The organism is Mucilaginibacter pocheonensis (assembly GCF_031456535.1).
Taxonomy (GTDB): domain Bacteria; phylum Bacteroidota; class Bacteroidia; order Sphingobacteriales; family Sphingobacteriaceae; genus Mucilaginibacter; species Mucilaginibacter pocheonensis.
The window spans coordinates 386,388-408,428 of the sequence record NZ_JAVDUU010000004.1 but is presented as its reverse complement, the minus strand read 5'-3'; the positions used below and the strand labels follow the sequence as shown (position 1 = coordinate 408,428).

At 45.1% G+C, this 22,041-nt stretch carries 15 protein-coding genes; 14 read left to right on the top strand and 1 reads right to left on the bottom strand.

Annotation, left to right across the window (positions count from 1 at the left end; all coding sequences use genetic code 11):
• The first annotated feature begins 2 nt into the window (after positions 1 to 2).
• On the top strand, positions 3 to 908 hold the full coding sequence (locus tag J2W55_RS19965; protein WP_310099926.1) for a DUF2268 domain-containing putative Zn-dependent protease: 906 nt from the start codon (positions 3 to 5) through the stop codon (positions 906 to 908).
• A gap of 127 nt (positions 909 to 1,035) precedes the next feature.
• Here the strand turns inward: J2W55_RS19965 and J2W55_RS19960 are convergent, their stop codons facing one another.
• Positions 1,036 to 1,536 (bottom strand): hypothetical protein, encoded by a 501-nt coding sequence (locus J2W55_RS19960; RefSeq protein ID WP_310099924.1) that lies wholly within the window; start codon positions 1,534 to 1,536, stop codon positions 1,036 to 1,038.
• 412 nt (positions 1,537 to 1,948) lie between these two features.
• On the opposite strand from J2W55_RS19960, the gene J2W55_RS19955 reads away from it, so the two are divergent.
• The 13 genes from J2W55_RS19955 to J2W55_RS19895 all read left to right on the top strand — a co-directional run bounded on the left by J2W55_RS19955 (position 1,949) and on the right by J2W55_RS19895 (position 22,011).
• Positions 1,949 to 2,695, top strand: coding sequence for an RNA polymerase sigma-70 factor (locus J2W55_RS19955; protein ID WP_310099921.1), 747 nt, complete (start codon positions 1,949 to 1,951; stop codon positions 2,693 to 2,695).
• A gap of 62 nt (positions 2,696 to 2,757) precedes the next feature.
• Positions 2,758 to 3,729, top strand: a complete 972-nt coding sequence (locus J2W55_RS19950) for a FecR family protein (protein ID WP_310099918.1) — start codon at positions 2,758 to 2,760, stop codon at positions 3,727 to 3,729.
• A 151-nt stretch (positions 3,730 to 3,880) separates the two neighbouring features.
• Positions 3,881 to 7,345 (top strand): SusC/RagA family TonB-linked outer membrane protein, encoded by a 3,465-nt coding sequence (locus tag J2W55_RS19945; RefSeq protein ID WP_310099915.1) that lies wholly within the window; start codon positions 3,881 to 3,883, stop codon positions 7,343 to 7,345.
• Positions 7,346 to 7,355: 10 nt separating this feature from the next.
• Positions 7,356 to 8,825 carry a SusD/RagB family nutrient-binding outer membrane lipoprotein gene (locus tag J2W55_RS19940; RefSeq protein WP_310099912.1) on the top strand — a complete coding sequence of 490 codons (1,470 nt, stop codon included), beginning with the start codon at positions 7,356 to 7,358 and terminating at the stop codon, positions 8,823 to 8,825.
• Between the two features lie 89 nt (positions 8,826 to 8,914).
• Positions 8,915 to 10,234, top strand: coding sequence for a purple acid phosphatase family protein (locus J2W55_RS19935; RefSeq protein ID WP_310099910.1), 1,320 nt, complete (start codon positions 8,915 to 8,917; stop codon positions 10,232 to 10,234).
• 9 nt (positions 10,235 to 10,243) lie between these two features.
• Positions 10,244 to 11,218 (top strand): purple acid phosphatase family protein, encoded by a 975-nt coding sequence (locus J2W55_RS19930; RefSeq protein ID WP_310099908.1) that lies wholly within the window; start codon positions 10,244 to 10,246, stop codon positions 11,216 to 11,218.
• A 116-nt stretch (positions 11,219 to 11,334) separates the two neighbouring features.
• Positions 11,335 to 11,931, top strand: coding sequence for an RNA polymerase sigma-70 factor (locus tag J2W55_RS19925; RefSeq protein WP_310099905.1), 597 nt, complete (start codon positions 11,335 to 11,337; stop codon positions 11,929 to 11,931).
• A gap of 67 nt (positions 11,932 to 11,998) precedes the next feature.
• Positions 11,999 to 13,027 (top strand): FecR family protein, encoded by a 1,029-nt coding sequence (locus tag J2W55_RS19920; RefSeq protein WP_310099902.1) that lies wholly within the window; start codon positions 11,999 to 12,001, stop codon positions 13,025 to 13,027.
• Positions 13,028 to 13,279: 252 nt separating this feature from the next.
• Positions 13,280 to 16,717, top strand: a complete 3,438-nt coding sequence (locus J2W55_RS19915; protein ID WP_310099899.1) for a TonB-dependent receptor — start codon at positions 13,280 to 13,282, stop codon at positions 16,715 to 16,717.
• 2 nt (positions 16,718 to 16,719) lie between these two features.
• A complete protein-coding gene (locus J2W55_RS19910; RefSeq protein ID WP_310099896.1) occupies positions 16,720 to 18,429 on the top strand; it encodes a DUF4397 domain-containing protein in 1,710 nt (569 codons plus the stop codon).
• Positions 18,430 to 18,435: 6 nt separating this feature from the next.
• The gene (locus J2W55_RS19905; RefSeq protein WP_310099894.1) at positions 18,436 to 19,632 is read left to right on the top strand and encodes a hypothetical protein; all 1,197 of its coding nucleotides are present in this window, start codon (positions 18,436 to 18,438) and stop codon (positions 19,630 to 19,632) included.
• 33 nt (positions 19,633 to 19,665) lie between these two features.
• The gene (locus tag J2W55_RS19900) at positions 19,666 to 20,751 is read left to right on the top strand and encodes a fasciclin domain-containing protein (protein ID WP_310099891.1); all 1,086 of its coding nucleotides are present in this window, start codon (positions 19,666 to 19,668) and stop codon (positions 20,749 to 20,751) included.
• A 15-nt stretch (positions 20,752 to 20,766) separates the two neighbouring features.
• Positions 20,767 to 22,011, top strand: coding sequence for a fasciclin domain-containing protein (locus J2W55_RS19895; RefSeq protein WP_310099889.1), 1,245 nt, complete (start codon positions 20,767 to 20,769; stop codon positions 22,009 to 22,011).
• Positions 22,012 to 22,041 lie beyond the last annotated feature (30 nt).

The window sequence follows — 22,041 nt, the reverse complement described above, 5'->3', positions numbered from 1 at the left end:
TAATGATGAAGAAAATGATGTTCCTGATTTTGTTGGTCCCGGTGCTTTGCCGGGCACAGCATGTCTCTCAAACAGACTGGAAGAATTTTTGGATCATGCGGGATAGCGTATCAGTCATTCCTGATACGGCCCGACAACTTGCCGCGGTTAACCGCCTGTATATCGGCAGCGCCAGTGAAGGCCTGAAGGCGTTCATGCGAAATAAAGACGGCCTGGACCGTAAATGGCTGGCGTTGCTTAAGAGCAATCCCGGCTTTTGGGACACCCTGCAAAGAAAGCAATCGCTGATCAATGCTGCCGTACGCAAACTGGAAAGACAGATCGCCCGCTTTCAAAAGCTATATCCCGAACTGAAGCCCGCACAGTCGTATTTTATCGTTGGTTTACGGCAGCAGGGCGGCACGGTCCGCGGCAATCTGTCGCTCATCGGGGTGGAAGTCGTGCTAAACGATCCTGAGATGACGGGCGATCAGTTGGTAAGAATGGGGATTCACGAGTATACCCATACGCAGCAAAAGCGTCCGGATTTTCAGCGTATCAATGTACTGACTTCGGCTATCCGGGAGGGGGCCTGCGATTTTGTGGCCAAACGGGTAACCGGCATCCCAATGAAAACACCTTATATGGCCTACGGTCCCCTGCATGAAAAGGAAGTGTGGCGCTCTTTCCAACGGGAAATGTATATGCAAAACAATGATAACTGGGTGAGCACCGGCCAAAACCCGGCACTGCCCGCGCCCGACCTGGGCTACTTTATCGGTTACCGGATATGCCTGGCGTATTATGACCAGGCAAAAGATAAAAAAGCGGCACTAAAGGAAATCATCGAATTAGATTACGCGGATCCGGTCGCAGTGGACGATTTTTTCAAACGTTCGGGTTACCAGGGCGGCCGGTCAGGTAAATGAACCAGGATTTAAACCAGACCGTAACAACGGAGATAACCAAAATAGCTTTGATACCGACAAACCGGCTAATTTCAGCGAGGTTTTACTATAATCCCGGTTTTTTAAGCGCTGAGCTTAAATGCCAGCTCTATTGTATCAGATAAAAAACAGCAGCATACCTGGAGACGGTACCGGAATCCTTTACGGCTTCCTCATTGCCGATCATCACTTTTTCTACCTCATATTTTCCTTGATTGAGTTGTAAACGTAATTCCCGGACTTCCTTTTCTCCCAGCTTCAGATAGATAACATCGGCAGGTGTTTTTTGCAGAAAAGTAAGATTACCAAGGAATAAGGAATTGAAATTGAACTTCTCATTGCCATAAGAAAACCCTGGTCGTATCGCAAAGTCCATTGGGATGACATTGCTATTTCCATCTTTCCGGTATACAGCGATCCTGTCTTTTGTATATGATCCTGTTGTCTTATCATTTAAAAGATCGTCTCCGTTAGTGTTTTTTATGACTAAATTAACTTCGGGCCTACGTACCGGGGAGCATGCACAAAGTCCGCCGCCACCAACATTTTCTTTCTTACAGCCGACACTTACGATAAATAACAGGGTAGAGATGATCAGGAATTTTTTCATAGTAATTCAGGTTATGAGTATAAGATGTTACGCAGGAAAATCGTTGAACGATACAATTTTATGGTAAAATTGATCACATGCAAACAGATTGCTAGTTTGGATTATTTCTTTTTTCGCCGGATTTCCTGTGCGATCCTGAGCAAATCTCCATGATAGGAGGCCGAAGTATTGTCAACGCGCCTTATCAGAGCCTGGAAACGGCAATGGTACAAAATGTGGTTGTCTCATCAACGTAAACCGAAAATTCTTTTTTATTTTTTTGACAAACCCCGGCGAATTTAGCATCAACTAATTCTTACGCTGGTTGCGCCCTTTAGCTAATGATTATTTGAAGCGTATATGCTTCGAAATAAGTTTTGTGAACTCTGGACAGATCGAACTCTTCAATATCGCTAAGCTTTCGTAGCGTGCAATGTCCATTCTACAACTTTGGATGGCTGGCAGGGTTTTTCCTTCGTTGAAAAAAGCAAGAGTTGTTTACAATAACTTAAAGATTCCTTATCGCTGGCTCAAAATGCGGTTTAATAATTTTGCCCGTATCCAACAGTGGGTGTATATGACCGGTAATCGCAATTCGATTTTTAACGAGCAGGAAATCCTGGACAGATTGAAAGGTCAGGACCAACGTGCTTTCACGATCATCTATAATACTTACTCCCCTAAAATTTACCGTTACGCCGTCCGCTTCGTAAAATCAAATGACATAGCCGAAGATACCGTACACGATATTTTTGTAAAACTCTGGAACAACGCAGCTGATATCGAAATCCAGGTTTCCATTCAATCTTATTTGTACAAACTGGCGCATAATCATTTACTTAACCTGATCAGGCGCGAAGCTGTAGAAGGCCGTTATATTGATGAAATGATGAATATCGCGGCAGATTTTAGTCAGAATACTGAAGAAACTATTCAATACCGCGAAACCCTTGCCAAAACCCGGCAGGCTATAGACAATTTGCCGCCACAAAGAAAACTGATATTTGAGATGAGGCGTAGCGAAGGCATGAGCCATAAACAAATAGCCCGCGAACTGAATATTGCCGATAGTACCGTTAACAACCAGATAGTAAAAGCGCTGAAATCTATTAAAGAGCACCTGTTGGCTACTGGTGCGATAGGGGCACTGGCGGCTTTTATCCTCCTTTTAAAAAAATAAAAATATTTTTTCATTCGCGATAGTTATGCCGCTTAACCTGGGTGTCTTTATCTAAGTAGGACATGAATATGGACCAGGAAATCATTTTATTATTGCGTAAATACGCCGCTAACAACTGCAGCGCGCATGAACTGGAGCAGGTAAGGCAGATCATCGCCTCCGGAAAATACTATGCCGAGTGGGAAGCTGTATTGCTTGAAGAAAGTTTAACTGAAGACACCGGGCCTTCGGATGCATCAGATTTTAAGCAGGCCGAGGTTTTGAACCGTATCAACCGTAGCATTAAACCGGTTAAGAGGTTAATATTCCCACGCTGGAGCCTTGGTGCAGCCGCCGCGATATTGATTATGCTATCTGCGGGCTACCTGTTTTTCAGCAATCGTAATCCTGTGTTAAATAACCGGACGCTGCTAAGTGTATCTTCATCCGATGGGCAGCAAAAAAAGATCACCCTGGCTGACGGTACTGAGGTTACCCTGAATAGCCTGAGCACAATTCATTATAAAGACATATTTAATGGGGGCAAACGAGAGGTTTATTTAGAGGGGGAAGCGTTTTTTAATGTAGTTCACGATGCTCAGCACCCCTTTATAGTGCACACCCAAAAGTTAAACGTTCATGTATTAGGAACTTCATTTAATGTAAGCGCATACATTCATGACAAGAAAACTACAGTGAGTGTGGCTACCGGAAAAGTGGGGGTTAATGTTTCCAATTCAGCTTATGCAAATATGCTTTTGCCAGGTGATAGGTTAAGCTACAACGGCAACATTCAAACAAGTCATATTAATCCCGATGATATATTGGGCTGGCAAAAAGGTATCCTCATTTTTCATCAGGAAAGCATCCGCGATATCGCACCTGTATTGGAGCGTTATTACGGTGTTCACATTTACTTCGGCAAAAACAATGATCCGGGCAAGCAGATAACTGCCGCCTTTAAGCAGAAAACATTACAACAGGTGATGATGATCTTATCGCAAACCGCCGGATTTACCTACAAATTGACTAATAACGAAATACATATTGATTAAACTCATTAAACAAGGAGGTACCCTAAAAAGATACTTTACAAAAAAGTATGCGCCCCGTTGGAGCAGGGCGCAGAATATCAACTGAATTTGGAGATTCAATTAACAAAAAAAAGCGGGTTTTCGACCACCTGCGATAATCAACACTAAAATAATGAAAAAAATAGTTAGGTATCAATTTTTGATGCTTGTTTTTACGCTGTGCGCCATTGCGCCGCGCGCAGAAGCGCAACATACTGAGCGCTCCGTTACATTTAGCAGGAGCCAGGTAACCCTGCAGCAATTTATAAAACAGGTGAAAGACCAACAGGGTATTGAGTTTACATTCGATCAGGATGTGAATTCCCTGATATCAAAAAAAATCACTATCAGGAAAAAGAAAACAACCGTTGCCGATGCACTAAAATGGCTTACTGCAGATTTGCCGGTTAAATACAAAGCCATAGATAACTACATCATTCTCAGCCTGGCCAATGCCGGCAAAAGCACGAACAGTAACGGCAAAGGCCATATTTCGGGAAAGATAGCCGATGAATCTGGCGAACCTCTGCCCGGCGCTACTGTAAGTGTGGTAGAGGCGGGTGTATCTGCCACTGCCGATAAAGATGGTTTGTTTAACATCCCGGTACCCGCCGGTGCTTACACACTTGAGGTTACATTCATTTCTTTTCAGAAAGAAGTTTTGAAAAATGTTTTGGTGGGAGATGACCGGTCGGCCTCTGTTTCAGTTATCATGAAAGCCCGGCCTAATTCACTTAACGAGGTTGTGGTTACTGCGTTAGGTATCAAAAAACGCGAGCGTTCACTGGGTTACGCCAGCGCGCAGTTAAGCGCAAAGGATATAAGCACCGTTCCGCAGCCTAACGTTTTAAATTCATTATCGGCCCGTGTTGCCGGTGTTAACGTACGTTCCACTGGTTCTGATCCTGGTTCAAGTGTTATGGTTACCATCCGTGGCCAATCGTCACTAACCAAAGATAATCAGCCTTTATATGTAATCGATGGCATCCCGGTAGCACCGGCACTTCAAAACCCTACAGCCGGTATCGACGGAAAACAAACTATTGATTACGGCAGCCCTTTAGGCGATTTAAGTGCAGACGATATTGCCAGCGTTACCGTATTGAAAGGTGCAAGCGCCGCGGCATTATACGGCAGCAGGGCAGGCTATGGCGTTATCCTGATCACCACAAAATCGGGTGCCGAAAAAAAAGGACTGGGGATCAGCTTTAACTCAACTACCATTTTTGATAAAGCCTATCTGTTCCCGCACTTTCAAAATGAATTTGGTTCGGGCGATTCGCCGGTTTCTGATAACACCATCAGTACCAGCGCCTGGGGCCAGCGCCTTGATGCCGGAACCAAACTTGTTCAATGGAACAGCCCGGTAGGCAGCGACGGTAAACAGATAGCTGCCGACTGGGTTTCTTATCCGAACAGGGTAAAAGACTTTTTTAAAACCGGTCATACCGTTACCAATAACCTTGCTGTATCCAAATCGGGCGAGGCTGGTGATTTCAGGCTCTCTTATGCCAACATGCAAAACAAAGGCATTGTACCCAATACCGATATCAAACGTAATAGCCTCAATTTTGCGGGCAACTACAATCTCAAAAAATACATACGGTTGAGCACCAATATCGCTTATACCAATAACCAGAGTGATAACCGTCCCTCTGCTTATAGCGAAAGCGTAACATCTGAAGTGTATAAACTTACGCCCAACATCAATATCGATGATCTGCGTAACTACTGGGTACCGGGTGAAGAAGGGGTAAAGCAATACAATCCATTATCAAGCGATGATAACCCTTTTTTAATAGCTTACGAAGAAACTAACGGTTTTAACCGTAATCGTTTAACCGGCCACGTCCAGCTGGCTATAGATCTGATGCCTAATCTTACACTTACAGCGCGCACGGGGCTTGATTATTACTCGACTGACTTGAACGAGAAACGTCCCTTCAGTGCCAAGCGTAACCCTACAGGTGCCTACCTTATCGAAAATGATTATTTTAAAGAGCAAAACAGTGATTTCCTGTTGACCTATAAATCAAAAATAGGACAAGATTGGAATTACTCCATTTCGGCAGGTGGTAACCAGATGGATCAAAAGGTGCGTACGGTACGCAACTATACCGGTACGCTTACGCTGCCGGGCATCTACAATTTATCTAACGCTGCTGCCGGTTCCATGATCTATGCCGAATCTGCTTCGCAAAAGCGCATTAACAGCGTTTATGGCTTAAGTGAGATCAGCTATAAACAATGGGCGTTTTTAAACCTGACTGCCCGTAACGACTGGAGCAGTACTTTACCCGAAGCCAACAACTCTTATTTCTATCCATCAGCTTCGTTAAGCCTTATCGCTTCTGATCTGCTGGGTATTAAGTGGGATAAACTATCCTACCTGAAACTGCGCGGTAATATTTCACAAGTAGGTTCTGATACCGATCCGTACCAGCTTTATAACGTAATTCCTTTTGACACCGACTGGGGCTCCGTAAAAAGGGCAACGCTTTCATTCGATCAGAAAAACAGCCGGCTAAAGCCTGAAATAGCGACTTCGTACGAAACCGGCGCCGATATCAGCTTTTTTAACGACAGGCTGGGCGCAAGTTTTACCTGGTATAAAACCAACAATAAAAACCAGATTATCCAGGTACCAACTACTATTGCTTCGGGTGCAAGCACCAAGCTGATCAACGCAGGCAATATCCAAAACTCAGGTATCGAGTTGTCTTTAAACGCCGTGCCTTTTAAAGGCAGGTTTACCTGGCGCACCGATCTGAACTTAACGCGTAACCGCAATAAGGTTGTTTCATTAACTCCTGATATAACCAATTATTTGTTGGGTAGTACCGATGGCAGCAACGTTGAATACCTGATTAGTGAAGGCACACAAATGGGCGATTTTTATTCCCACAGCTGGAAAAAAGTACCAGGCGGGCCTTATGCCGGTCAGCCGCTTTTAAACAGTAGCGGCCTATTGCAGCAATCAACCGATTTTGAAAAGATAGGTAACTATAATCCCGATTTTATTTTAGGCATCAATAACAGCTTTACTTATGGTCTGGTTATCATGAATGTGCTTGTAGACTGGCGTAAAGGCGGCAGCTATTATTCATACGTAGCCAAAAGCCTTATTGACGATGGTTTCCTGGAAACCACGTTACCCGGTCGTGATGCTGCCCATGGCGGTTTAGCCTGGACTGATGGTGACGGTGTAAAAAGGAACGACGGTATGATCATGCCGGGCTACGTGGCTAACGCCGATGGATCTTACAGCCCTAACACCACCATTATTGCCGCAAGCGATTATTACGACAGCAAGTATTGGAAATATTACCAGAACGACACTTTTAGCGCCACCTACGTGAAACTAAAGGAGGTGTCATTAACCTACACGTTTGATAAAAAGATCATGCGTCATATCCCGTTCATGAGCAATTTGTCGATATCGGCAGTAGGCTATAACCTTTACACCTGGACAGCCGCCAAAATGGGCTTCGACCCTGAAACAACCATGAGCCTTTCGGGGCTGCGTTACCAGGGCGTCGGGCACTGGACATTGCCAGGTACCCGCTCTTATGGTTTTAAACTGAGTGCCAATTTTTAACAACCAACACATGAAAGCTTATTCCCTTTTATATTTAGCAATTGGTGCAATGTCTTTTACATCGTGCACCAAAGATTTTCAAAAGATCAATACCAATAATAACAGCCCGGCATCAACCCGGCCTGAATATCATTTTACAGAGGCCATTACCCAAACCGCCTATGCGTACCAGGAAAACGCGTTCGACCGCCGCCCGGCAGCGTTGGGCAGGTATATAACCCTGGTGCGTAACAACGATTATGAAACGTTCAGATGGACGGCGGTAGATTGGAACGATATCTACCAGCGGGCCATGATCATCAAAACCATGCAGGATGAAGCGACTACTACCGCACAGCCTGTTTACGTAGCTGCCGGTAATATTTTGATGGCTTTTAATATCTCATATCTTACAGACCTTTATGGTGACGTGCCCTACTCACAGGCGCTCCAGTCGGTGAGTACCGGTAATATAAAGCCTGCTTATGATAAGCAGCAGGATATTTATATGAATTTGCTGAAACTACTGAAAGATGCCAACGAACAGCTACGTACAGCCGGCACTGGCATTGATGCCAGCGCCGATGCTTTATATGGCGGCAAAGCGCTTCAATGGCGGAAACTGGCTAACTCCCTGCGTTTGAGACTATTGCTGCGCTGCTCAAAAGTTTACCCAAATGCTTTTACAGAGATGCAGGAGATCCTTAACAACAGTGATCAGTATCCAATATTCACGGCCAATACCGATAATGCCGAGGTGATTTACCAGGGTGTTAAAAAGGACGATAGCTGGCCAGGCGGCGCTAAAAACATGATCGATGCTGATTTTGCCAAAACCAAAGTCAGTAAAGAACTCGTTGATGCCCTGATGACCCGTAACGATCCTCGTTTGGCGGTATGGGTAGCGCCGGTTGCCTCTACTACAGGTTCAACCGTTGATCACAACCAATATGTGGGCGTACCTCATGCACTCGCTAACCCGGCAGATTATAATGGCGGAGAAACCCACCAATCAGTATTGTCGTCATTTTTCAGGCAGGATAAGGCTGCAGGTTTAAAGGCTAGCTTAATGATTTATCCCGAAGTATGTTTCATTTTGGCCGAAGCTGCACAAACCGGCAAGGTAACGGTTCCTTCTAAAACTGCTGCGTCTTTATATCACGACGGTATTGAAGCATCAATGGATTATTATGGCGTAAAAGCACAGGCGGCAAGCCTGGCGTATTATGATTCACCATTGGTGAGATATGATGGTACCCAAAAGCAGCTGATCATTCAAAAATGGCTGGCCATGCTGTTCCGAGGTTCTGAAGGCTGGTTTGATTTCCGTCGTACAGGTTTCCCGGAATTTGTTGCCGGACCGATGGCATTCCAACCACAGTTCCCGGTTAGGTATTGCTGGCCAACAAGCGAGCCCAACGTAAATAACGATAGTTACCGCGCTGCTACAGCCGTTTTTGGTGCCGATGATATCAACACCAAAATGTGGTACCTGAAATAAGAATTTTTCTACTACCTACACAATAATCAACAAGAATAAGGACAGCAGGGTTATTTGCCTTGCTGTTCTATGTCCTTTTATCAAATTTTATGAACAAAATAGCAAGACGGAGTTTTATTGGCCGCTCCTTAAAAATGGGCGCGCTGCTGCCGGTTATAGGTTCGCCGGTGAAATTGTTAAGTGGGGAGGCAGAAACTGTAAATTACACAGCAACTGAAATTCCCGACCGTATTTTACTAACTGTAACCGAAAATCCTGCCGTTAGTATTACCATCAACTGGCGTACTGCGCTAACATCCGAAGTAAATTCGGTTGAATATACCATTGCCGATGCACACCCGGAATTTGTGTCGAAGGCAAAAATCGTAAATGCTGCTTCCAAACCGTTTAGTTTTGAGGAGATCCGGTTTATTAATCACCGCACGACGCTGACTGATCTTCAGCCCGATACGTTGTATGCTTATCGGGTTGGATACGGCGAGAGCAGGAGCGAATGGTTCCAGTTCCGTACCGCTAAGGCCAATATTGATAAAGCCAAGCTAAGCTTCATTTATTTAGGCGATGCGCAGGTAGGTATCAAGCCTTTATGGAGCAGGGTTATCAGAAAAGCATATGCCACAGCGCCCGACGCGCAACTGATGATCCATGCAGGCGACCTGGTAAACAGGGCTAATAAAGATGATGAATGGGGCGACTGGTTTGCTGCCGGTAATTATATTCACGCCGGAATGCCTGCCCTGATGATCCCCGGCAACCACGAGTACACCCATGATGACGGCAGGCCCCATCTATCTGTTTATTGGAACGAGCAATTTAGCCTGCCCAACAACGGCCCTGATGATGAATTATTAAAAGGAAGCTGCTACTACACAGATATCCAGGGCGTAAGGTTCATCGCGCTCAACACCCAGATGATTGAGGAGGCACCATCTGATGATTGCATAAAGCGACAAGTAGACTGGCTGCATAAGGTATTAAAACAAAATCACCAGCAATGGACATGCGTGGTGATGCACCATCCGCTTTATTCAACCAAAAAAGGACGCGATAATAAAAAGGCACGGGAGCACCTGAAACCGGTATTTGATCAGTACGGTGTAGATATCGTATTACAGGGGCACGATCATGCTTATGCCCGTGGTATGAGTAAAATAGACCCTGCAAATGGTGATCCGCAAGCTACTTTCCGCACTGTTTATGTGGTATCAGTAAGCGGATCAAAAATGTACGAAACCGAGCCGATGGATTGGGCCGATATCATCATTAACCATACCCAGGTTTATCAAACCATCAACATCGACGGAGGCTCTTTGCAGTTTAAAGCATACCTGGCCACAGGTGAAATAGCCGATGCGTTTGACCTGGTTAAAAGAAAAGGCAAAGCCAATCAACTCATCAGCAAAAAATAATAAGGAGATATGAAAAGAAGAGATTTTGTTAAAGGCACAGCGTTAACAGCCTTAGGCGCGTCAATCATTGCCCCGCTCGAAACATTGGCCGGAAGCAGGGAAACACACCTGGAGAGTGATGACCTGTCGGGCGCGGTTATTGCCGATGAAAATTATCCTTTAAATTTTGTTGCCATTGGCGATTGGGGCCGTAACGGCGAATACCGTCAGAAAGAAGTAGCCGACCAGATGGGAAAATGGGCGGCCACGCATGCCAATAAATTCATTGTTTCGGTGGGCGATAATTTTTACCCTAAGGGCGTGGTAAGCGAAAATGATCCTCTTTGGCATTACTCTTTCGAAAATGTTTATACGGCGCATTCCCTTCAATATGACTGGTACCCGGTTTTGGGCAATCATGATTACGGCTCCGATCCGGAAGCCCAGGTACGCTACAGTAAAATAAGCCGTCGCTGGAATATGCCTTCGCTTTATTATAGCAAAGAGGTGGATATTGATAAGCAAAGCGGTAAGGTGCTGCTGGTATTTATTGATACCCAGCCAATAGTTTATGATTTTGAAGAGCGTCAGCCTAAAAAGCAATTACAGTGGCTCGATGATACGCTCACCAAGGCTTCGGCAAATGTAAAGTGGAAGATTGTGATCGGGCATCACCCTTGTTATACCGCTGGTCCGCGTATAAAAAATTATGATACGCTTTCGATAAGAAAATCGCTATCCGGCATTTTTGAAAAACATAAGGTTGATGTTTATCTGTCCGGACACGAGCACTCCTTACAGCATTTAAAAGCTGACGGATATACGCACCAGTTTATATCGGGCGCCGGGTCAGAACTTACGGAGGTTACTGCAGGTGTACCCTACAGTCGTTTCCAGGCCTCTGAGCATGGGTTTATGTATTTTTCCATCAATGCCCATGAGCTGCGGGTAAACGCCATTAATGATAGGGGAAGAGTGCTTTACGAAACCAGCTTAAGCAAATAATTGGCACCCGGGTATTTATTCAGTTTGTTGTACACAAATACGATGATAACTTAATGTTATATTAATATTATGGTTGCCAGCCCTGGTTATTTTTGCCCCGGTTTGTTTGGTTAAGCATGACTAAGGTAATTGAGGATTTATCGGATCGTTTATTATGGGATAAATATCAGGGCGGCAATACGGGTGCTTACGATATTTTATTCAAACGCTATCATGACCCCATTTTTAATTACGCCCTCAAAAATGTGCCCGACAGGGAAATAGCCGAAGAACTTACATTGGATGTAATGCTCAGGCTTTGGCAAAAGAAAAGCGGCCTGATCATAGAGACCGATCTTCGCCCATACCTTTTCCGTTCCATCAAAAATGCTATCTATAATTACTACCGTAAAAAAATTCTGAGTACTATTCCCATCGATCTGTTAACGCTTCAGGATACACCCGTAGGCGGCGCGACTGATGACAAGTTGAAGTATGTTGAGTTAGAAAAGATCTACCAGCAAAAACTAAACGAACTCAGTCCTCAACGCCAGAAAATTTTCAGGATGAGCAGGGAAAGAAACATGACTTATGTGCAAATAGCAGAGGAAACCGGTCTTTCTGTTAATACGATCGAAAATTACATGGTGGTTACCCTACGCATATTACGCAGGGAGTTAAGTGAACATGCCGATGTCGCCGTGATGTTGATTGGCCTCGCATCTTTTTTTTGATTTTTTTTTCAAAAGCATAGGTGGTATGCTCGTAAAATAGTGTTTTCCTATTTGAGAGCCAATTTAAATGCATTCAGAAGAAAAAATAAAATCATTGATCAGGAAATATATTTCCGGCCAATATACCGCTCAGGAACTGGAAGAGATCCGGGATGTTATTGCAAAGCCGGATGTACAGCAGCTTTTTGACGAGGTGCTGGAAGAACAGGGAACAGATCTTATTCCCGATAAGGATATGGATCAACCGCATCTGGATGATAAACTGAAACTTTTCTATCAAAAGCTGGATCAGCAATCGTTGAATGAAGAAGCTGCGCCGGTTTCAACTCCTCAGATTGTGCCTATGTTCAAAAGGCGTTATCTCCGTCATGTTGCCATCTGGACGGTGTTTGTACTTGGCGCTGCCGTATATGGCATAACACGTTTGCGCAAGGCTTCTGTAAAGGAGCAAATCGTCTATCATGAACAAATAAATCCTTTAGGTCGCAGATCAAAAATTGTTCTGCCCGATAGTTCGGAGGTTTATCTTGGGGCAGGAAGCCGTTTATACTATCCTGATACGTTTGCGAGCGACACCCGCGAAATTTCATTAGAAGGGGAAGCTTTTTTCCAGGTAACTAAAAATCCCCGTAAGCCATTTATCATTCATACAGGCACTGTTCAAACCCGTGTGCTGGGTACATCATTCAAAATAGATGCCTTTAAAAATGAGCCAGTGTCCGTTGCTGTGGCCACGGGTAAGGTTAGGGTAGACGATGTCAGGGGTGGTAAAATCAGATCGCTGGCCGTGCTGATGCCCGGCAATATGGTTACCTACACCAATGAACGTGCAGCTACATCTGCAGTATTAGCTACTGAAGTAAGCGGCTGGAAGGATGCCCTACTTTCTTTTCATAACCGTACCCTCCGGGACATCACCTCGGTGCTTGAACGCTCGTACAATGTAAAGGTGCTGTACAGCAAGCCTGCAATCGCTAATAAAAAAATATCTGTTGCACTGCAGGCCGATATGCCATTGAATAAAATTATGAAGGTGCTGGCGGCAACTGCCCATTTTGATTTTATCATATCCGGCCAGCAAGTGAATATCAATTAACTATGACGAAGATATGCTAACGAAAGGATTGGATATGTAACCGTTTGTACAAACAAAAAACGTTCCCGGCCGCAGGCTGGGAACGTGTAATGCTATAAACCGTGTGATTTCGACGTCCCCGCGGTTTAATAAATAACCCGTACCCTGAACAGGTACGGCCATTTAACAGATCATCGCCTCGCGGCGAATAACCCCATTATGTCCAAAAATATGCAAAAAGGATTAAAAGAATATCCTTCAATCCGATTTTTTATGAAATGCTCTTTTGTGCTCATTGTTGTCAGGCTTACATTTATAAGTATGCTGATGGCCAGCAATGTGAAAAGCCAGGACCTTAGCCGGCAGATCAGCTTACAACTGAAAAATGCCACCGTAACTGAGGGTCTGGCAGTTATCGGACAACAAAGCAATATCAGGTTCTCCTTTCAGGAGCAATCGGTAAACGCTGTAAAAAAGAATGTGACGTTGATTGCCGAACATATTTCGGTGAAAGAGGCACTTAATAGCGTGTTAGCGCATACTGGTTTGGAATATAAGCTTGTAGAGGGGTATGTCGTGGTAGACAATAAGCCGGTACCGTTAACCATAACCGGTACTATAAAGGACGAAAAGACCGGCGAACTACTGATAGGCGTTGCGGTTAGGGTTAAAGCTACCGGTGCCGCGGTTGCTACAGATGTAAACGGGAGGTTTAAAATAACTGTACCGGATGGAGGAGCAACCCTGGTAATGAGCTACATCGGTTATCAAACCCGCGAAATAAAGGTTGGCCCACAGGATCGTGAGCTCATGATCACCCTAAAAGCCTCATCAACCCAATTAGGTGAAGTAACCGTACAGGCCAGAAGAAGAACGAATACCGAAATTTCTGTACTTGCGGAAAGGAAAAAGGCTGCCGTTGTGCAGGATGCTATCTCGGCCGCGCAAATTGAACGTACTGCCAGTATCACTACTACGCAGGCCCTGCAAAGGGTATCGGGCGTAACGGTTACCGACGATAAGTATGTAGCTATCCGCGGCTTGGGCGATAGGAGCGTGATCGGTCAGCTGAACGGCATCCGTTTGGCCTCGTCAGATCCTGACCGCAGCGCCATTCCGCTCGATCTGGTACCTGCTTCGCTCTTGGATAACATTACCATTTTTAAAACTGTAACCCCGGATAAACCGGCCGATGCCGCCGCGGGTATTGTGGAGCTGAAAACCAAATCTGTACCTGATAGCATGGTGCTGGAGGTTGTAGCACAAACAGGTTTCAATTCAAATATTGGTATTGGAGGCCAGCATAACAGTTTTTATAACAGCGATATGGGCTTTTTGGGCCAGAAGATCAACAAAAAAGATCTTTCGAAAGATTTCCTTGATCTAAGCACTAAATATAAAGGCGGTCTGCCGCAAATTCAAAAAATGATAGCTAACAGCGGCTACAGCCCAGAGGTACGTCAGGAGGTAAACCGCATTAACGGCATTATGCAGGGTTTTGATCCTGTTTTAACCACCCGTTATAAGCAGTCGCCATTAAACCAGTTGTACTCGGCATCGTTTGGTAACAGCTATACCCTGTTTAAAAAACATAAGCTTGGTGTGGTTGCCGGGGTAAATTATTATAGCCGTACTACTGACATATCGGGCGGTGATGTGCAGCAATATAGTATATACCAGGGTGTAATTACCGGTAACCCGCAGGTTTACAGCCCGCGTAATATTCCCAACTATATCACGCCCAATAACCTTTACATGGGCCGGTATCAAACGTATAAAGAAAATACAGGCACCCAAACCCTTAACTATGGCGGTTTATTGGGATTAACCTATCGCTTTAGCCCAATGCATGAAATCAGCATGCAATATCTTGGCAGTTGGGGAGGTGAAACCCAGGCTTCTAATTTAAACGGTAAATATGATTACACCGCTTTACCGGGCGATGTGAAAAGTACCGTTTATTCGCTAAAACAATCGTACCGCAAACTAAACACGTTTAACTTACAGGGCGAGCATAAGTTTTTAAAAGGAAACTATTCCCCGCGTTTAAGTTATAACGTAGCTACATCAAAAGCCGGCCAAAATGACCCGGATTACCGTTTTGTAAACCTTGCCGATTATACACCAGGGGGAGGGGCTTACATTTCAAATCCAACGGTCGGGTCTGTAAACACATCACCCGGATCGGTATATACCGATCATTTATACGCGCTTTCATCTGGCTATGTAAATGGTTTTGGTGCTTACGGTATTATCCAGGCTGAGCCAAACGGACGCCGTTACCGCAACCTCAGTGAAACAAATTATAACTACAAGGCCGATTTAACTCTTCCGTTTAAACTTTTTGGTAAACGGCAGGAGTTTAAAACTGGTGTAAACTACCTCAACCGAGATCGGGTATTTACAGAGAATGTGCTGTTTTTACCGGGTTCCAATTTCTCATCACTTGGCGCATTGCCATTGTATAAAGTGTCGGGTAACCTCGACCGTTTGGTAAGCTCAGAAATAATTGGCATCCACCCAACAGCCTCCGGAACAGGAGAGGGTGCCGCGCCTGTCGGTGGCTTTTTATACAACAGCCAAAAATCGCCCAATAATTATAAAGGTTTTTTTGAAACTAAGGCAGGCTACGCCATGCTTGATCTGAAGCTTACCGAAGATTTGAGGGTTACAGGCGGTGTAAGGTTCGAATCAACTAATATCCAGTCGGCGGTTGATACCTCTGGCGTTTTTCTTGACCCGGCGTTAACCACAACCAGGCCTGACGGCTCGCACATCCCGCTTTCGTTAACCAATCCAAACTCGGTTTACAAAACAGGTTATAAACCATACTATTCGGCAAATATGACCTATAGCTACAAAGAGAACATGAACTTTAGGTTGGGTTTCAATACCACACTGGCCCGCCCCGAATTAAGGGAGATCACCAACGTATTTGAGTTCGATGCTTTTCAGGGTGGTTTGGTTGTTGGTAACCCTAACCTCATCAATCAATCCACGCAAAATCTTGATTTCAGGTGGGAGTATTTCACAGCCTCAGGTGAAGTATTCTCTTTTTCATTGTTCGGCAAAAGGATAAAAAATCAGTTGTATAAAGTATTTAGCCTGCAAACCAGCGGCTTGGCCGCAACCTATCCCGAGTACCCGACCATCAGGTTTGAGAACGACCCTAACATAGGTAAGGTTTGGGGATTAGAGGTTGAAATTGTGAAGGATCTGGGTAAGTTATGGAGCCCGTTAAACAATTTCCTCATAGGTTCCAACCTGATGCTGGCACAAAGCGATATTAAAAAATCGCCGCAACGTTTGGAAGCCAACCGCTCTATTGATCGTCACTCGCCGGATAATAGCCCGCTGTTTGAACAGGCGCCTTATTCGGTTAACGGCTGGTTAAACTATACCAACAAGCGTTGGGGAACCACATTTACCGGCACTTTCAACATGGTAGGCGAGCGACTTGTTCAAATAAACCTCACCGGCGAACCTGATCTATACACCCGCCCGGTGCCGGTGCTTGACTTTGTGTTCAGCCAGCGTGTAAACCGTAAAATCCTGTTTAAAGGTTACATCAAAAACACGCTTAACCCGGCAGTCAAAACCGTGTACGCCAACCCCGGTACAGGCGGTAAATGGTATGGCGGCGAATACATTAACCGCAGCTACCAGCGTGGCAGCGAAATTATGCTTGGCTTCACCTATAACTTATTGTAACCATGAAAAAACATTATAAATATCTAAACAGTCCGGCAATTGCGGCTTGTTTGGCTTTGGCGCTGATATCCGGTGCATGTAAAAAAGCCAAGCTTGATCCTAATGTGGATAACAGGGCTGTAACCGATGCACGCAAAAACTCAACCCTGCGTGTTGTTAACCTTGGTGGTTACAACCAGGTGCAGGTTAACGGTGATACTTTAACCAACTATGTGGTGAGGGAAAAGGACAGCCCTTTATCCGATAGCTATCCGGCTACAAAATATTTCCCTGATAACGGGAGGCTGGGCACCACCTGGAGCATTCCGCAGGAGTTTTTAACCAACGGGGCCGCAAAATTTTTAGCGGAAACAAGCGGCTTTCAGGAAGTGCCAACCAAAATTGAATTTAACGTACAGGAAGATGCGCAGCAACCGGTTGATTATTACCTGTTGCCAACCAAGGCGTACATGCAGGTTACCGGATTGCCGGTGTATGTAAAAGTACCCCGCTCCATTGCTCCCGCTGCTGATGCCTCGCATTTCAAGATCAGGCTGCTTAATCTTACAGGTACCATTACCGATGATCCGCGTATGGAAAACCTGGTTGGCCCGCTTACGTTGGCCTGGGCCGATGGTACTCCGGTAAGCACCCAAACCAGTAATGTAGCTTCGGGTAAATATTCAGATTATATTGATTTGCCTTATACCACGGCGCAGTTAAAGGTTCTAACCCCAAATGGCACACAGGTGCCCGGTTATGAATCATTGCTGGTGCTAAACCCGGCAAGCTCAACTATCGACGGCACCCCCGGACTTAGCTACGCACCCATAAAAACCTATGCACCGGGCGGTGTTTACACCATGGTAGTTACGCCAAGGCAATATAACGTTCCGTCGCCAGGCACAACTACCGGCGAAACTGTCAAAGCGCATCAAAACAGCATCAGGCTCATAAGCGATATCACTGAGCCTGTAAACGTTACCTATTTCCGGATGCAGGCCGTAAATACCCTGCCGGGCATAAACGGAGTTAAAATATTGGTAAACGGTAAACCCTTGGGCACTGCAATTGACTATACCGCACATTCCGATTATGATACGTTCATTATAGGGCAATACGATGTGCAGGCTGTAAATGCTTCCGGTACCGTTTTGGCAAGCACTAAAGTTAAAGCCGAGGCTAACAGCAATTACACCCTTTGGCTAAACCCAGGTGTTGACGGAAAGCCTGTTATCGCCGCCGTAGCTAACGATTTGAGCGGAACGTTGGTGAAAGATGCTACCGATGATGCTACCTATGCCCGTTATTTCAACGAATTTTCGTTCAGCATCCGCTTTTTAAACTTTTGTGCCGATATGCCTTATCTAACGCTTACAACGGATAACGCCCAGGACTTTAACAGTATGTACGGCTTTAACAGCGCCGCGGTAACCAACCTGCGCCCATGCGTAATCCCGGTTGAGTTTCCTTACATCAGGGCTGCCTATGATGCTAAACCATACCAGATTATGGCATTCCGTTCAACGCCTGCGGTAACACCCGGCACCTGGGCCAGCGATATCCCCGTGCTTAGCGGAAAAGATTTGATTGCCCGGCCTGCATTGTATGTAAAAGGGGTTTTGCCAAACCACGAGGCTGGTTTTTATTCTATAGCCCTCGTTGGTAAAGCCGGCGCGCAAACATCCGCGGCATATAAAGCTAAAATGATCATTGTAAAACACAGCAAATAAAAAATTATGCTACGACCAAGATTACGATATATAATGCTGAGTGCTATTGCCCTGGTGCTTTTAGCGTCGGGCTGTAGTAAGGTAGATTATAAAAAGATAGATAGCCCAGCCTATTTACGTGTATTTAATAACCTGAACTATACCATATCACTGGCCAATAAAGACGAGCCGGTTCCTTTCCTTACCATGCTGATCGATCCGCAAACGGATAAGGATGGCATACCGGTAAGTGCCGCTATTAAAGGTGATTTCCTGGATCAGCGCGATCCTTATGCGCCGCCGTATCCATCGCACGCAGGCACAAGCACCTCCTACAAAAATCCGGAGTATCCCGGCAAGGAAAACGTATTGGTAGGCCCTGTTTTAAATGGTTTTGACCTGAGCAGTTGGGCGCAGATCCCATCGGGCAGGCACCGTGTGTTATTCTTGTTCAGGCCGGTTAACAATACGCCTTTTTTTGATCTTGAGCCCCGGTTAAAGCACAATATACTTATAGATACCACACTTACGCTGGATACAAAGGAAGTTTATACCCTGCACATATTGCAGAAGGATTTTGCTACCAAGAAGAATGGCATTTATCTGCGTAAAGAAAACTTTCATAAACTGCCACTGTCCGATTCAATGGTGTATGTTAACTTTTATAACATGAGCGCCAAGGGTTTTCAGCAAGCCGATAACAGCCTTAAAACAGGCTATAAGAAATCAGGCGCGTTGCAAAACGGAATAAAAGATAACATGAACATCTTTTATACACTGTTTAAAAATGAGCCTTCGGCCATAGCCCCTTTACCTGGTTACACACAAAAGTTTTTAGGCACTATCACCCGAAACTCAGAAGTACTTGAAGTCACCCAATATTACAGCTTCCCGCTGTTTGCTGATGGGGCATCGGATGGCATCCACACCACCATATGGCAGCACCTGGATTTTTTGCAGCCCGGCATGGACCCTGCCAATAATCCTTACTATCCTTTTGAATCCAATACAGACGGTAACTGGGCTCCGGTTGAATGTTTACTGAACGGTAAAACAGCCATAAAGGGGCATGACAACAGCGCCCTGCTGCCTAACATGATCGTGAATATCCCGTCCGGTATTTATAATCCGCGCTCGTTTGCTACGGTAAATACCATTGAAATTGTGAACGGTAATATTTATCTCACAACGGTACAGCGTAAATACGCACCACCAATTTATTAACCAAGGCAATCAGCTATCAAATAAAAATTCTAAATGAAAAATAGAAAACCGATAAGAAACTCATTGCTGATCATTCCTGCGTTGCTGATGCTGTTATTTGGCGCCTGCAAGCACGATGACCTGGAAATTGCCAAGCCGAACGAAAACTTCAGGCTGGCTGCCGATTTTATAAAAAATAATTATGACCTCACCCTGTTTTCCGCCGCGGTAGAAAAATCGGGCATGGCCGAAACGTTAAGGGGCAAGGGGCCGTTTACGCTGCTGGCACCCAGTAACACAGCTTTTAATGAGATAGGCATCAGCAAGGCGTCTGATTTTGATAAAATGAACCCGGATAGCCTTAAGGCACTGGTTCGGTGCCATATACTAAATCAGCAATTGTTGTTTAGCCAGGTACCCGTAAACGGGGTAGATATCCGTTACCGCACCCTGGCCGAAACCCAGGTTTATGCCACATTGGCAAGCTATGCGCCCAATAACAGCGCGTACCCGGCAAATAATCTGTATTTTAATGGCTCATCAGTAACGCGTAAGGATGTTACCATAGCCAACGGTATTATTCATGTACTGAATAAAGTGATGAAGGTTACGCCAAACAGCACCGTGCGGGATTGGCTGGCGAAACGTCCACAGTATAGCATTTTTGTAAGCGGCTTAAAAAAGTTTGGCTTTTGGGAAAGGCTTTCCGGCGCAGGACCGTTTACTGTTTTCGCGCCGCAGAACAGCGTATTCGAAGCTCAAAATATTACTGAAGCATCAATAGCGGCCCTTGATCCGGCCACCCACTCGGGCGAGCGGTTATTTGGTAGCTATATTCTGCATAATAAGCACTTTTTCATCTCTGATTATAATGTGTTTTACATCATTAACAACGAGTCTGCTTACAACGGGCAACTGGATAATGATAGCTGGTATTTTATCATCAGCACCGAAAGGAATTTCTTCACTGCAGCGGTAACATATTCAGCGCATTTACAAACGGCGCTCGATTATCCTTATGATACTTACCCGGCCGCTGGCAGCACTACACCAGCTCTGACCGATAATTTGACCGATAACGGACTTGTTCATGATATGCAGGGCCTGCTGCTTTTGCCCGAACAAGCTTTAAAACACTAACAAAGATTTACAGCTATGAAACTGATAAAAATAATAGCCTTTTGTTTGCTCACGTTAGCTATAGCATCGTGCCGGAAGGCTGAGTTTATGCCCGTGCCCGAGGGAACTGCAATTCCTCATACGGATATTAACATCACGCTAAAAGAAGCATTGACTGCATCGCCCTATACCTTATTCAAAGCCGCCTGGGAACGCAGCGACATGAACAGCATAATAAAAGCCAAAGGGAATAAAGCCCCCTTTACCTTACTTGTGCCTACAGATGCAGCGTTTATTGCCGATGGTTTAACGCTTGATGTGATCAACAAAACCACCCCGGCCTTGCTGGATAGCATCCTGTTATACCATACCATTTCATCGGGTTTAAGTTTGGATGATCTTAAATTAAGGAAGGATAGCTTTAAAGGACTATCCTTATTGCAAAACCCTTACCTGAAAGTTGCGCCCGCCGCCGGCATCAGTGGCCCCAACACATTCGATATCTATTCATACCTGCAATACATTAAGGTTGAAAACGGAACGCTGTTTGTAAACGGAAAGGCCTGCGGTAAGCTAACGCCAACCGAGGCAAAGGATGGCCTGCTATGGCCAATTGACCACATTTTACACAAACCAACCAAAACGTTAATGGAAGCCTTACAGGACGACGGTCGCTTTGGTATGTACATCGAAATGAGTTTGCGTAATGATGCATTATACCTTGAGTTAACTTATGGTATAGTACCACATGATTTTACCTCGGGTTTGGTATTGCTGCCTTACTATGCTAACTATAACGTTACTTTTTCATCAATATATGCTATTCCCGACGAGGTCTTCCATGCGGCAGGATATCAAACGGTTGATGACGTAATGAAATTAAATGACCGCAACCCGCTTCCTACGCTTGATTTGGACACTTACGCGGTAATTGGCGGTTTGGCTACAGATACTTTGGTGGGCTACCATCGCTGGGGTACCATGTTTTCTTATTATGATGTAAACAGAGGGGGAGGACAGGTAAATGCCCTGAATTTTTATTCGCCCGACTTAACCAACGCTGTCCTTGGTGATTACACTGTGGTAAACTCCGGCTCATATGGAGACTATCCCGTTTACCCCATGCCGCTTGATTTCGGTACAAAAGATGGAGCCGTTACCGTAAACGTTAAAGGTTCAAACCACCCGGCAGCAAAGATCACCGAGCCGGATATCAACACGCTCATGGGGCCAATACACGTGGTTGATCATTTTATAGTGCCAAAAGACTTTAAGTTGTAACGCAGGTAATAAACATCTAAACAAGAAATT